The 13,165-nt window shown below is 67.9% G+C and carries 14 protein-coding genes; all 14 read left to right on the top strand.

The genetic code is table 11. From position 1 onward, the window contains the following. Positions 1-24 precede the first annotated feature (24 nt). The 14 genes from OMK73_RS31895 to OMK73_RS31830 all read left to right on the top strand — a co-directional run bounded on the left by OMK73_RS31895 (position 25) and on the right by OMK73_RS31830 (position 13,149). Positions 25-699 carry an AzlC family ABC transporter permease gene (locus OMK73_RS31895; RefSeq protein ID WP_267606588.1) on the top strand — a complete coding sequence of 225 codons (675 nt, stop codon included), beginning with the start codon at positions 25-27 and terminating at the stop codon, positions 697-699. Beyond that, complete coding sequence (locus OMK73_RS31890) at positions 696-1,034, top strand: AzlD domain-containing protein (RefSeq protein ID WP_267605532.1); 339 nt, start codon at positions 696-698, stop codon at positions 1,032-1,034. Before OMK73_RS31895 ends, OMK73_RS31890 begins: the two co-directional genes overlap by 4 nt. A gap of 17 nt (positions 1,035-1,051) precedes the next feature. Next, the gene (gene murU / locus OMK73_RS31885) at positions 1,052-1,792 is read left to right on the top strand and encodes an N-acetylmuramate alpha-1-phosphate uridylyltransferase MurU (protein WP_267605531.1); all 741 of its coding nucleotides are present in this window, start codon (positions 1,052-1,054) and stop codon (positions 1,790-1,792) included. A gap of 81 nt (positions 1,793-1,873) precedes the next feature. Beyond that, positions 1,874-3,256 carry an aminopeptidase P N-terminal domain-containing protein gene (locus tag OMK73_RS31880; RefSeq protein WP_267605530.1) on the top strand — a complete coding sequence of 461 codons (1,383 nt, stop codon included), beginning with the start codon at positions 1,874-1,876 and terminating at the stop codon, positions 3,254-3,256. Then, on the top strand, positions 3,253-3,780 hold the full coding sequence (locus OMK73_RS31875; protein WP_267605529.1) for a hypothetical protein: 528 nt from the start codon (positions 3,253-3,255) through the stop codon (positions 3,778-3,780). Before OMK73_RS31880 ends, OMK73_RS31875 begins: the two co-directional genes overlap by 4 nt. Then, positions 3,761-5,002 (top strand): UbiH/UbiF/VisC/COQ6 family ubiquinone biosynthesis hydroxylase, encoded by a 1,242-nt coding sequence (locus OMK73_RS31870; RefSeq protein ID WP_267605528.1) that lies wholly within the window; start codon positions 3,761-3,763, stop codon positions 5,000-5,002. Before OMK73_RS31875 ends, OMK73_RS31870 begins: the two co-directional genes overlap by 20 nt. A gap of 208 nt (positions 5,003-5,210) precedes the next feature. Continuing rightward, positions 5,211-6,314 carry a tRNA dihydrouridine synthase DusB gene (gene dusB, locus OMK73_RS31865; RefSeq protein WP_267605527.1) on the top strand — a complete coding sequence of 368 codons (1,104 nt, stop codon included), beginning with the start codon at positions 5,211-5,213 and terminating at the stop codon, positions 6,312-6,314. Next, positions 6,311-6,544, top strand: a complete 234-nt coding sequence (locus OMK73_RS31860) for a Fis family transcriptional regulator (protein WP_006156396.1) — start codon at positions 6,311-6,313, stop codon at positions 6,542-6,544. The genes dusB and OMK73_RS31860 overlap by 4 nt, the downstream gene beginning before the upstream one ends. Positions 6,545-6,561: 17 nt before the next feature. After that, positions 6,562-8,136: a bifunctional phosphoribosylaminoimidazolecarboxamide formyltransferase/IMP cyclohydrolase gene (purH, locus tag OMK73_RS31855; RefSeq protein WP_267605526.1), complete on the top strand. Its 1,575-nt coding sequence runs from the start codon at positions 6,562-6,564 to the stop codon at positions 8,134-8,136. A 501-nt stretch (positions 8,137-8,637) separates the two neighbouring features. Continuing rightward, positions 8,638-9,183: a crossover junction endodeoxyribonuclease RuvC gene (gene ruvC / locus OMK73_RS31850; protein WP_267605525.1), complete on the top strand. Its 546-nt coding sequence runs from the start codon at positions 8,638-8,640 to the stop codon at positions 9,181-9,183. A 108-nt stretch (positions 9,184-9,291) separates the two neighbouring features. After that, a complete protein-coding gene (locus OMK73_RS31845; protein ID WP_267605524.1) occupies positions 9,292-10,449 on the top strand; it encodes a glycerophosphodiester phosphodiesterase in 1,158 nt (385 codons plus the stop codon). Between the two features lie 172 nt (positions 10,450-10,621). Next, positions 10,622-11,203 carry a Holliday junction branch migration protein RuvA gene (ruvA, locus tag OMK73_RS31840; RefSeq protein ID WP_150988018.1) on the top strand — a complete coding sequence of 194 codons (582 nt, stop codon included), beginning with the start codon at positions 10,622-10,624 and terminating at the stop codon, positions 11,201-11,203. Positions 11,204-11,330: 127 nt separating this feature from the next. Next, positions 11,331-12,389 (top strand): Holliday junction branch migration DNA helicase RuvB, encoded by a 1,059-nt coding sequence (gene ruvB / locus OMK73_RS31835; protein WP_267605523.1) that lies wholly within the window; start codon positions 11,331-11,333, stop codon positions 12,387-12,389. A gap of 175 nt (positions 12,390-12,564) precedes the next feature. Then, positions 12,565-13,149: a YSC84-related protein gene (locus OMK73_RS31830; protein WP_267605522.1), complete on the top strand. Its 585-nt coding sequence runs from the start codon at positions 12,565-12,567 to the stop codon at positions 13,147-13,149. Positions 13,150-13,165: the final 16 nt, after the last annotated feature.

The raw sequence follows: 13,165 nt of genomic DNA, 5'->3' as shown, positions 1-13,165 counted from the left end.
GCCGGCGTGCGCGCGCTGGCGCCCATGCTGCTGGGCGTGGCTCCGTTCGGCCTGATCTATGGCGTGCTGGCGGTCAACGCCGGCATGCCCGCGTGGCTGGCCTGCGCCATGAGCGCGATCGTGTTCGGTGGCGCCTCGCAGATGATCCTGACGCAGCTGTGGGCGGCGGGCACGCCGGCGGTGCTGATTGCCGTGACGGTCGCCATGGTCAACCTGCGCCATGCGCTGTACTCCGCCACCATGGCCCCGGCACTGGCGCACCTGCCGGGCCGCTGGAAGGCGCTGATCGCCTACCTGCTGACCGACGAGGCCTTCGCCGCCATGACGCGGCGCCTTGGCGACGACAACGAGCACAAGCGCTACCGCCACTGGTTCTTCTTTGGCGCCGGCTTCGCGCTGTGGGCCAGCTGGCAGGTCTCGACGCTGGCGGGCGTGCTGGTGGGCGCCCAGATCCCGCGCGACTGGCCGCTCGACTTCTTCCTGCCGCTCACCTTCATCGCCATCATCGTGCCCGGCATCAAGCACCGCTCGCACGCCGCGGCGGCGCTGGTGGCCACGGCGCTGGCGGTGGCCTGCTACGGCATGCCGCACAAGCTCGGCCTGATGGCCGCGGCGCTGGGCGGGATTGCCGCGGGCATGCTGCTGCTGGGCAAGGACCGCGGGCAGCGCAAGCCGGCCGCGACGGAGCCCGCCGCATGAGCCAGTTGACCCTGCTGCTGGTGTTCATCGGCGCCGGCCTCGCCACCTTCCTGATCCGCCTGTCCTTCATTGCCGTGGAAGGCCGGGTGCGGCTGCCGTCGTGGTTCCGCACCGCGCTGCAGTTCGTGCCGGCCGCCATGCTCTCGGCGTTGATCGCCCCCGACCTGCTGATGCGCGATGGCCAGCTCGACATCGGCCCTGGCAACGCGCGCCTGATTGCCGGCCTGGTGGCCATCGTCATCGCCGCCAGGACGCGCAGCATCGGCTGGACCATTGCCGGCGGCATGGGCACCCTGATCGCGCTGACATACCTGCTGAACCACGCGCTGAAATAAGCGCCGGAGACCCTGCATTGAAAGCCATGATTTTTGCAGCCGGGCGCGGCGAGCGCATGCGCCCGCTGACCGATGCTTGCCCCAAGCCGCTGCTGCAGGTGGGCGGAAAACCACTGATCGTCTGGAAGATCGAGGCGCTGGCGCGTGCCGGCTTCAAGGACATCGTGATCAACCACGCCTGGCTTGGCGGGCAGATCGAACAGGCGCTCGGTGATGGCAACCGCTTCGGCGTGTGCCTGGCGTACTCGGCCGAGCCCAGCGCGCTGGAAACCGCCGGCGGCATTGCCCAGGCGCTGCCGCTGCTGTCGGCCGCGCCCGAGCGCGGAGAGATATTCCTGGCGGTATCCGGCGACATCTTCACCGACTACGACTTCCGCGCCCTGCTGCCCCGGGCGCGCGCCATGGCCGGTGCGCCCGAGCCGCGCATGCACCTGGTGATGGTGCCCAATCCGCCATTCCATCCGCGCGGCGATTTTGCGCTCGGGGCCGATGGCCTGCTGCTGCCCGCGCCCACGGCAACGGCGCCGAGCCTGACCTTCGGCAATATTGGCCTGTACGACACCCGGCTGTTTACTGCCATCGAGCCCGGCCAGAAAGTTGCCATGACGCCTTACTACCGCGCCGCGGTGGCAGCCGGGCTAGCCAGCGGCGAGCGCTTCGACGGCGCCTGGGAGAACATCGGCACGCCGGCCCAGCTGGCGGCACTCGATGCCGCGGTGCTAGCCCGGTCCGGCACCGCTTGCGCACCCCTGCCTTGAGCGGGTCCAGCGCGTCCAGGCCCGCACCGGCAATGCGGCGGCGTTAGAATCGCCTTATTCCCCATCCACGTGGCCCAACACATGTCCGCACCCGACTCCGCCCTCCTTCTCGCCTGTCGCGACCGGCGCGCCCGCGTGCTCCAGCAATTGCGCGCCGGCGGCGGCGGCGTGGCGATCCTGCCCACCGCGCCGGAAGCCATGCGCAACCGCGATAGCGACTATCCCTATCGCCACGACAGCTATTTCTACTACCTGACCGGCTTCACCGAGCCGGAGGCAGTGCTGGTCCTGGTGGCGCAGGCGTCCGGCGCCGAGCGCAGCATCCTGTTCTGCCGCCCCAAGCACGAAGAACGCGAGATCTGGGATGGCTTCCGCTATGGCCCGGAAGGCGCGCAGGCCGCCTTCGGCTTCGACGAAGCGCATTCGGTCGAGGAGATCGACGCCCTGCTGCCGTCGCTGCTGGCCAACCACGCCGTGGTGGCCTACCCGCTGGCCGCCAACACCCGCACCGACATGCAGGTGCGGCGCTGGCTCGAAACGGTGCGCATGCAAGGCCGTGCCGGCGTGACCGCGCCATCGACGGCGATCGACATCCGCACCATCCTCGACGAGATGCGCTTGTTCAAGGACGCCGGCGAGATTGTCACCATGCGCCGCGCCGCCGAGATCTCGGCCCAGGCCCATGTGCGCGCCATGCGCGCGTCGCGCGAAGGGCTGCGCGAGTACCACCTGGAAGCCGAGCTGCTCTACGAATTCCGCCGCCACGGCGCGCAGAGCGTCGCCTACAACTCGATCGTCGCCACCGGCCCCAATGCCTGCGTGCTGCATTACCGGGCCGGCCCCGCCGAGCTGCGCGACGGCGACCTGTGCCTGATCGACGCCGGCTGCGAGCTCGACGGCTATGCCTCCGACATCACCCGCACCTTCCCCGTCTCCGGCCGCTTCTCGCCGGCCCAGCGCGAGTTGTACGACCTGGTGGTGGCCGCGCAGGAAGCCGCCATCGCCGAGACCCGCCCCGGCGTGCCCTACAACGTGCCGCACGACGCGGCGACCCGCGTGCTGGCGCAGGGCATGCTCGATACCGGCCTGCTCGACGCGAACCGCTGCGGCAGCCTGGACGACGTGCTCGCCAGCGGCAGCTACCGCCAGTTCTACATGCACCGCACCGGCCACTGGCTAGGCATGGACGTGCATGATGTGGGCGAATACCGCGTGCCCGGTGCCGCGCCGGCCGAGGGCGAGCGCGCCTGGCGCCCACTCGAGCCCGGCATGGTGCTGACGGTGGAGCCCGGCATCTACGTGCGCCCGGCACCGGACGTGCCGGAGCGCTTCTGGCATATCGGCATCCGCATCGAGGACGATGCGGTTGTCACCGATGGCGGCTGCGAACTGATGACGCGTGGCGTCCCGGTCAAGGCCGACGAAATCGAGGCGCTGATGCGCGACGCGGGAGGTGCACGATGATCAGCTGGCTACGCAAGATACTTCCGACGGGCAATCGCGCACAGGCCAGCCGCGCGCGCTCCGTCGATCCCGGGCAACCGTTCGTGGTCAACCTCTACGACGACCGCCTCGTCGTGCATCGCCCCGATGGCCAGCGCGAAGAACTCGAATGGGATGTGATCGAGCGCGTGGTGGTGCGGGTCTCGAACCGCGAGCCGTGGGCCGGCAAAGCATGGCTGATCCTGGTGGGAGACCCCAAGTCCAACGGCACGCCCCGGGGCTGCGTGGTGCCGCTCGATGCGGCCAATCACGCGGCGCTCTTGGAACGCCTGCAGGCATTTCCCGGCTTCAACCAGCAGAAGCTGGACAACGCCCTGAGCGACGCGGCGGCGGGCAAGCACCGGACCGACGCCAATTGCTGGAGGCGCGGCGCGCAGCCGGCGGAGTCGGACGCCATGGACACGACGGACACCATGGGCAACGCGAGCAACGACAGCAACCCGTTCGCCCAGCCAGGCAGCGCGCATGAGCCCGGCAAGCACTGAAGTCTCTGCGGACACGGATATCGCCATCGTCGGCGCGGGGCCGGTAGGCCTCGCGCTGGCCTGCCTGTTGCTGCGCAGGAGCCCGTGGCGCCTGACCTTGATCGACGCCGCCACGCCTGCGCGCGCGTCCCGCGATCCGCGCGCCATCGCGCTGTCCTACGGCAGCCGCCAGCTGCTCGAGCAGATCGGCGCGTGGCCCCGCGCCGTCACGCCGATCGAGCATATCCATGTCTCGCAACGCGGGCGGTTCGGCCACGTCAGGCTGCACAGCGACGACTACGACGTGCCCGCGCTGGGCTATGTGGTGCGCTACGGCGAGCTGTGCGAGGCACTTGAGCGCGCGCTGGCCCAGGCCATCCAGGCCAGCCCCGCCGCCGCTGGCGAGCGCCTGGCACGGGTCTATGAGACACGCATCGATCACCTGGAGCAATCCGGTCCCGATACGGCCGGCCTGGTGCGCCTCTCCGGCCATGGGCATGACCGGCAGCCCGCCGCCCTTGGCGCGCGCCTGGCGGTGCAGGCCGAAGGCGGCCTGTTCCACCAGCAGTCCACCCGCGCGCAGCGTGGCGTGCAGGCGCAGAAATACCGGCGCGACTACGGGCAGACCGCGATCGTGGCCCACGTGGCCTGCTCGCGCCCGCAGCCTGGCTGGGCCTGGGAGCGCTTTACCGAGGAAGGGCCACTGGCGCTGCTGCCGCATGAAGAGCACGGCACGCCCGGCTACGCCCTGGTCTGGTGCTGCCCGCCAGAACAAGCGGCGCGCCGGCTCGCGCTGCCCGAAGGCGAGTTCCTCACTGAACTGGAACAAGCATTCGGCCCGCGCATGGGCCGCTTCACCGGCATTGGCAAGCGCCATGCCTTCCCGCTCGGGCTGAACGCGGCGCCCGTCACCGTGCAGGGCCGCGTGGTGGCGGTCGGCAATGCGGCGCAGACGCTACATCCGGTAGCCGGCCAGGGCCTCAACCTCGGGCTGCGCGACGCCTTTGCCCTGGCGCTCGCGCTGCGCGCCGACTGCAGCCCGCAAGCCTTGCAGGCGTTTGCGGCGCAACAAAAGCTGGATCGGGCCGTCACCATCGGCGTGACCGACCTGCTCCCCCGCGTGTTTGGCGTTTCCTACCCGCTCGCTGCCCACGCGCGTGGGGCGTCCTTGGCGGCGCTCGCTTGCCTGGGACCGCTCAAGGACACGCTGGCGCGCCAGATGATGTATGGCATGCGCCGCTAAAGGCGGCGCCGACAACATTGTTTGCAATGCGGCCCGGTGCAATATTTGCTCAAATCTTGAGCAACCGGGGCCGTTTGGCGGTAAAATCCTGCCCTCACACATGCCCACTGAATGACGCCGAGCGCTGTTTCGGCAGGGCATGCCATTTTCATTTTTGTCTAGTTGCGGGCCGCCTTGCGGCCCCTCGTCAGCCGCTACAGTCGCTATCGTGCAAATCGGACCGCACCAACTCCGCAACAACCTGTTCGTCGCGCCTATGGCCGGTGTGACGGACCGGCCATTCCGCCAGCTGTGCAAACGGCTGGGGGCGGGCTACGCGGTGTCCGAAATGGTGGCCTCCAACGCGCAGTTGTGGAAGAGCGAAAAAACCATGCGGCGCGCCAACCACACCGGCGAAGTCGAGCCCATCGCGGTGCAGATCGCCGGCGCCGAGCCGGCCATGATGGCGGAAGCCGCGCGCCATAACGTCGAGCGCGGCGCGCAGATCATCGACATCAACATGGGCTGCCCGGCCAAGAAGGTGTGCAATGTGGCCGCCGGCTCGGCGCTGCTGCAAAACGAGCCGCTGGTGGTGCGCATCGTCCAGGCGGTGGTCGCCGCCGTGGCCGAGGTCGATCCGCGCGTGCCCGTCACGCTCAAGATCCGCACCGGCTGGGACCGCCAGAACCGCAATGCGCTTCGCATCGCGCGCATGGTGGAAGACGCCGGCATCAGCATGCTCACCGTGCACGGGCGCACGCGCGCCGACCTGTACAAGGGCGAAGCCGAGTACGAGACCATTGCCGCGGTCAAGGCAGCGCTCTCCATCCCCGTGGTCGCCAATGGCGACGTCACCACGCCGCAAAAAGCCAAGCATGTGCTGGCCGTGACCGGCGCCGACGCCATCATGATCGGCCGCGCGGCGCAGGGCCGGCCCTGGCTGTTCCGCGAGATCGAGCACTACCTCGCCACCGGCGAGCTGCTGCCGTCGCCGGAAGTGGCCGAGATCCGCGCCATCATGAACGCGCACCTGGAAGACCACTACGACTTCTACGGCGAGTTCACCGGCGTGCGCACCGCGCGCAAGCACATTGCCTGGTACACGCGCGGCCTGGCCGGCGCCAACCTGTTCCGCCACCGCATGAACACGCTGGACAGCACCACGGCACAGCTCGCCGCGGTCAACGAATTCTTCGATGAGCAGGCGCAGCTGTCGGAGCGCCTGGTCTATGTGGAAGAAGGCGCCAACGGCACGGATGATGTGATCGACGCCGACAACGAGAAACGCAACCAGTCGAACAACAACAATAACGGGGAGTTGCTTGCCGCATGAGCCGCAACGCTATCGACCAGTGCATCCGGGACAGCCTGGGTGCCTACTTTCGCGACCTGGACGGTGAAGAGCCGTCGAATATGTACAACATGGTGCTCGAAGCCGTGGAACGGCCGCTGCTTGAAGCAGTGATGGCGCGCGCCGAGCGCAACCAGTCGCTCGCGGCCGCCTACCTGGGCATCAATCGCAATACGCTGCGCAAGAAGTTGCAGCAGCACGGTTTACTTTGAAGCGTCTCCCCATAGCCATGATCAAGCAAGCCCTCCTCTCCGTATCCGACAAGACCGGCATCGTCGAATTTGCCCGCGAGCTCAACGCGCTCGGCATCGCGCTGCTCTCCACCGGCGGCACCGCCAAGCTGCTCGCCGAAGCCGGCCTGCCAGTCACGGAGGTGGCCGACTACACCGGTTTCCCCGAAATGCTCGACGGCCGCGTCAAGACCCTGCACCCGAAGGTGCACGGCGGCATCCTGGCCCGCCGTGACCTGCCCGAGCACATGGCAGCGCTGGCCGAGCACAACATCCCCACCATCGACCTGCTGGTCGTGAACCTGTACCCGTTCCAGCAAACCGTGGCCAAGGATGACTGCTCGCTGCCGGATGCCATCGAGAACATCGACATCGGCGGCCCCACCATGCTGCGCTCGGCCGCCAAGAACCACCGCGACGTCACCGTCATCGTGGACCCGGCCGACTACGCGCCGGTGCTGGAAGAAATGCGCGCCAACGCCAACAGCGTCGGCTACGACACCAACTTCCGCCTGGCCACCAAGGTGTTCGCCCACACCGCGCAGTACGACGGCGCCATCACCAACTACCTGACCAGCCTCGGCGCGGACAAGTCGCACCAGACCCGCAGCGCCTACCCGCAGACGCTGAACGTGGCCTTCGAGAAGGTGCAGGAGATGCGCTACGGCGAGAACCCGCACCAGTCGGCCGCCTTCTACCGAGACCTGAAGGCCTCCGACGGCGCGCTGGCCAACTACGCGCAGTTGCAAGGCAAGGAACTGTCGTACAACAACATCGCCGACGCCGATGCGGCATGGGAGTGCGTCAAGACCTTCGGAGCCGCCACCGGCGCGGCCTGCGTGATCATCAAGCACGCCAACCCGTGCGGCGTGGCAGTCGGCGCCAATGCGCTGGAAGCCTACGAAAAAGCCCTCAAGACCGACTCGACCTCGGCCTTCGGCGGCATCATCGCCTTCAACGTCGAGCTGGACGAAGCCGCCGCGCAAGCCGTGGCCAAGCAGTTCGTCGAAGTGCTGATCGCCCCGTCCTTCAGCGCCGGCGCGCGCGCCGTGTTTGCTGCCAAGCAGAACGTGCGCCTGCTGGAAATCCCGCTGGGCAACGGCCTCAACCCGTATGACTTCAAGCGCGTCGGCGGCGGCCTGCTGGTGCAAAGCCCCGACGCCAGGAACGTCCAGCAGGACGAACTGCGCGTGGTGACCAAGCGCCAGCCCACGCCCAAGGAAATGGACGACCTGATGTTCGCCTGGCGCGTGGCCAAGTTCGTCAAGTCGAACGCCATCGTGTTCTGCGGCGGCGGCATGACGCTCGGCGTCGGCGCCGGCCAGATGAGCCGCGTGGACTCGGCCCGCATCGCCAGCATCAAGGCGCAAAACGCCGGCCTCACGCTGGCAGGTTCGGCCGTGGCCTCGGACGCCTTCTTCCCGTTCCGCGACGGCCTGGACGTGGTGGTGGATGCAGGTGCCACCTGCGTCATCCAGCCGGGCGGCTCGATGCGCGACGACGAAGTGATCGCCGCAGCAGACGAGCGCAATATCGCGATGGTGTTGACCGGCGTTCGTCACTTCCGCCATTGAGGTCCAGGCCGGGCACTTGAACGCGTCGCGGCATCGCAAGCGCCCGCCCTCTCCCCGGCCCCTCTCCCGCAAGCGGGAGAGGGGAGCAAACCAGCGGAAGAATCAGCCCATTGTGGTAGCCGTGTGAAGCGCCCCGAAGGGCGGGCCACACCCAAACGCGATGCGAAGCGAGCCGTGAAGGTGTGCCAAGGCCGTATGGGGCGCCTCGGGATTCGGCGAAAAGAGCGGAAAAGAGGGACCCATGTCTGAGTATCGCCTTAAGGCGATGCGAGTTTGGGTCCCGGCCGCTCTTTTCGTCGAATCCCGAGGGGGTGTCGCCCCATCCGGCGCGCCTTTTTTGCCTACTTTTTTGGCAAGACAAAAAAGTAGGTCGCCGCCCCGCAGGGGTGGTGAAACTGCTTTTGACTTTAAGCAGTTGCAGTTGCAGTTGCAGTTGCAGCCGCCCCCACCCTCCCAACGTTACAATCCCCCATCACCCATTAAAAGCCGAGCCCGACCCTCATGCGTATCCTCGGCATCGACCCCGGCCTCCGCACCACCGGCTTCGGCGTGCTCGAAAAGCACGGCAACAAGCTAACTTACATCGCCTCCGGCACCATCAAGAGCGACGGCGACAGCGGCCTGCCGGCAAGGCTGAAAACCCTCTTCGACGGCATCAGCGAAGTCACCCGCACCTACGCGCCCGATTGCGCCGCGATCGAGAAAGTATTCGTCAACGTCAACCCGCAATCCACGCTGCTGCTGGGCCAGGCCCGCGGCGCGGCGATCTGCGGGCTGGTGGCGCATGGCCTGCCGGTGTTCGAGTACACAGCACTGCAATTGAAGGTGGCGGTAGTCGGCTACGGCCGCGCCAACAAGGAACAGGTGCAGGAAATGGTGATGCGCCTGCTGAGCCTGACGGGGCGGCCCAGCTCCGACGCGGCGGATGCGCTGGGCATGGCAATCTGCCATGCCAATGGCAGCAACACGCTCACCGCCCTGACCGGGCTGGCCCCGGACCTGGTGCGCAAGGGCATGCGCGTACGGCGTGGGCGCCTGATCGGCTAAGTGAGCCAAGCGGCTAAGCAGCCGCCTGCACCTTCAAGTCTCTTACAATCGAGCGATCGCCCGCCAAAGGATGCCGCATGCTCCGCTTCGCTTCGCGCGTTCCGCGCCTTGAATTCGCTCCGCTCCGCTCGCCTGCCAGCACTGCTGTCCGCGCTGGCCGCCGCGGTCCTCGCCGGCTGCGCCGCGCAGCCGCCCGTGGCCACCGCCCCGGCAGCCCCGGCCCCCAGCCCGGCGCCAGCCGCGCCCAAGGCGCTGGTGATCGGGCATCGCGGCGCCAGCGCGCTGCGCCCTGAGCACACGCTGGCGTCCTACCAGCGCGCCATCGACGACGGTGCCGACGTGGTGGAGCCCGACCTGGTGATGACGCGCGACGGCGTGCTGGTGGCCCGGCACGAGAACGAGATCGGCACCACGACCAATGTGGCGGAGCTGCCCCAGTTCGCCAGCCGCAAGCGCATCAAGGTGATCGACGGCGAGCGCCTGGACGGCTGGTTCACCGAAGACTTCACGCTGGCTGAGCTCAAGACGTTGCGCGCGCGCGAGCGCATCCCGCAGGTGCGCAAGGCCAATACCCAGTACAACGACAAGTTCGAGATCCCCACCTTCGACGAAATCATCGAGCTGGTGGCCAAGGCATCGCAACGCAGCGGGCGCGTGATCGGCCTGTATCCGGAAACCAAGCACCCGAGCTATTTCCGCGGCATCGGGCTGCCGCTGGAGGAGAAGCTGGTGGCCACGCTGCAAGCCCATGCATATACGCGCAGCGCGCCCGTATTCGTGCAGTCCTTCGAGACTGGCAACCTGCGCGAGATGCGCCAGCGCCTGGCCCAGGGCATGCCCAATGTGAAGCTCATCCAATTGATGGGTGGCGCGAAGAACCGGCCTGCCGACTGGCGCCTGGCCGGCGACACCCGCACCTTCGCCAACATGATGACCCCGATCGGCCTGCGCGAAGTGGCCAGCTACGCCAACGGCATCGGCCCGGAGAAGTCCAGCGTGGTGCCCCGCGACGCCAACGGCAACCTCGGCACGCCGACCGCGCTGGTGCGCAACGCGCACGCGGCCGGCTTGCTGGTCCATCCCTATACCTTCCGCCCTGAGAACACCTTCCTGCCGCGCAACCTGCGCACCGGCGGCGATGATGCCACGCGCAGCCCCAGCGGCATGGTGCGCGAGGTGCAAGCATTCCTCGCCGCCGGCATCGACGGCTTCTTCACCGACGATCCCGCGCTGGGACGCCAGGCGGTGGACACGCTGGGCCGATAGCCGATAGCCGATAGCCGATACCCATTGGCCAATGTGGCCCGGCAGCGCCGGTACGCCGCACGCTGGGCTACACTGGCGGCCTTCGCGATGGCGGGCCTTCCCTGCGGTGCCCGCCGCCGCACTCCCTTCCCATCCCGGCGCACGCGCCGTAATTCGCTGCAGACACCACACCATGATCGGACGCATCGCCGGCACCCTCATCGAGAAGAATCCCCCGCACCTGCTGGTCGATTGCCACGGCGTCGGCTATGAGATCGACGTGCCGATGAGCACCTTCTACAACCTGCCCGCCGTCGGCCATCCCGTTACCTTGCTGACCCAGCAGATCGTGCGAGAGGATGCGCACCTGCTGTACGGCTTCGGCAGCGCCACCGAGCGCAACACCTTCCGCGAGCTGATCAAGATCACCGGCATCGGTGCGCGCATGGCGCTGGCGGTGCTCTCCGGCATGTCGGTCAGCGAACTGGCGCAGGCCATCACGCTGCAGGAAGCGGGGCGCCTGACGCGCGTGCCGGGCATCGGCAAGAAGACCGCCGAGCGCCTGCTGCTAGAGCTCAAGGGCAAGCTGGGCGCCGAGCTTGGGGCTGCGCCCGGCAGCACCCCGGTGCACGACAACGCCGTCGACATCCTCAACGCGCTGCTGGCACTCGGCTACTCGGAGAAGGAGGCGGCACTGGCGATCAAGCAGGTGCCGGCCGGCACCGGCGTGTCGGACGGCATCAAGATGGCGCTGAAGTCGCTGTCCAAGGGTTGACCCGGCCGGATCGAGGGCAGGCCAAGGACGCTCCCGACGCTGAGCCCGCGCTGGCGGCACAGGGCCCGCGCGGCCGGCGCCACGCCCGGAAGGGCTACAATCCAACCACTTTGCCCGCATCCGTAACATGATCGAAACCGACAAGCTAGCCACCGAGCGGGGCCCCGATCGCGTGATCGCCCCCACCGCCGTCTCCCCCAACGAAGAGGCCTTCGAGCGCGCGCTGCGTCCCAAGCTGCTCGACGAATATGTCGGCCAGGAAAAAGTGCGCGGCCAGCTCGACATCTTCATGCACGCCGCGCGCAACCGCCGCGAAGCGCTCGATCACGTGCTGCTGTTCGGGCCACCTGGGCTGGGCAAGACAACGCTGGCGCACATCATCGCCCGTGAGATGGGCGTCAACCTGCGCCAGACCTCGGGCCCGGTGCTGGAGCGCCCGGGCGACCTGGCCGCGCTGCTGACCAACCTGGAAGCCAACGACGTCTTGTTCATCGACGAAATCCACCGGCTTTCCCCGGTCGTCGAGGAAATCCTGTACCCGGCGCTCGAGGACTACCAGATCGACATCATGATCGGCGAAGGCCCGGCCGCGCGCTCGGTCAAGCTGGACCTGCAGCCCTTCACGCTGGTCGGCGCCACCACCCGCGCGGGCATGCTGACCAACCCGCTGCGCGATCGCTTCGGCATCGTGGCGCGGCTGGAGTTCTACACCGCCGAGGAGCTCTCGCGCATCGTCACGCGCTCCGCCCAGCTGCTGGGTGCCCGCATCGACCCGATGGGCGCGCTGGAAATCGCACGCCGCGCGCGCGGCACGCCGCGGATCGCCAACCGGCTGCTGCGCCGCGTGCGCGACTTTGCGGAGGTCAAAGGAGACGGCAACATCACCCGCACGATTGCCGACGCCGCACTCGCCATGCTCGACGTGGACGCGGTCGGCTTCGACCTGATGGACCGCAAGCTGCTGGAAGCGATCCTGCTCAAGTTCAGCGGCGGCCCGGTGGGCGTGGATAACCTGGCCGCTGCCATCGGCGAGGAGCGCGACACCATCGAGGACGTGCTCGAGCCTTTCCTGATCCAGCAGGGCTACCTGCAGCGCACACCACGGGGCCGCATGGCCACCGCTGCCGCCTACCGGCACTTCGGGCTGGCCGCCCCCGGGGACAGCGGCGATCCGGCGCCTGCCTGAGCGGCATCGAAATCCGCATTAAATAGTTTCGAGGCCCCCAGACAATTCTTTTGTCATGCATTGCTGCGGGCAACCTCCTTGTCCACAATGACTTAGCCCCGACCGCCAAGGCAAGGCGACGACAGACGGCAGATGCCCGACGGCCGGCTAACGGATCCCAGACAGGAGAGAGCACATGAATCGACGCCACTTTGTCACCCGGCTGGCGGGCTCGAGCCTGGTCGTGGCCACCGCGTTCGCGGCTGGCTGCACCACGACCGGCACCTATGCGCCAACCGACGCGGCGGCCAAGAAGAAAGAAATCGATGCCGGTGCCGACGGCGCGCTCAACCGGCTGTTCACGACGGTCGACGGCTCCCGCGACCTGGCGTCGCGAGCCCAGGGCATCCTGATTTTCCCGCGTGTGCTGTCTGCTGGGCTGGTAGTTGGCGGCGAATACGGCGAGGGCGTGCTGCGCTCAAACGGTGCCCCGATGGGCTACTACCGCACGACCTCTGCCTCGGTCGGCCTGACTGCCGGCGGCCAGTCCAAGTCGGTGGTGCTGATGTTCATGACGCCCGATGCCTACAACAAGTTCGTCAGCAGCAGCGGCTGGACGGTCGGCGCGGATGCCGGCGTGGCGCTCGCCAAGGTCGGTGCCAACGGCAAACTCGATACGATCACCGGCCAGCAGCCGGTGATCGCCTTCCTGCAGACCAATGTCGGGCTGATGTTCGACGTGTCGCTGGACGGCTCCAAGATCAGCAAGCTGAACATCTAGCCGCAGCCCCCACGCA

This window comes from Cupriavidus sp. D39, assembly GCF_026627925.1.
In the GTDB taxonomy this organism is placed as follows: Bacteria; Pseudomonadota; Gammaproteobacteria; order Burkholderiales; family Burkholderiaceae; genus Cupriavidus; species Cupriavidus ulmosensis.
The sequence above is the reverse complement of the archived record's forward strand: the minus strand, read 5'-3'. Positions and strand labels throughout refer to the sequence as shown.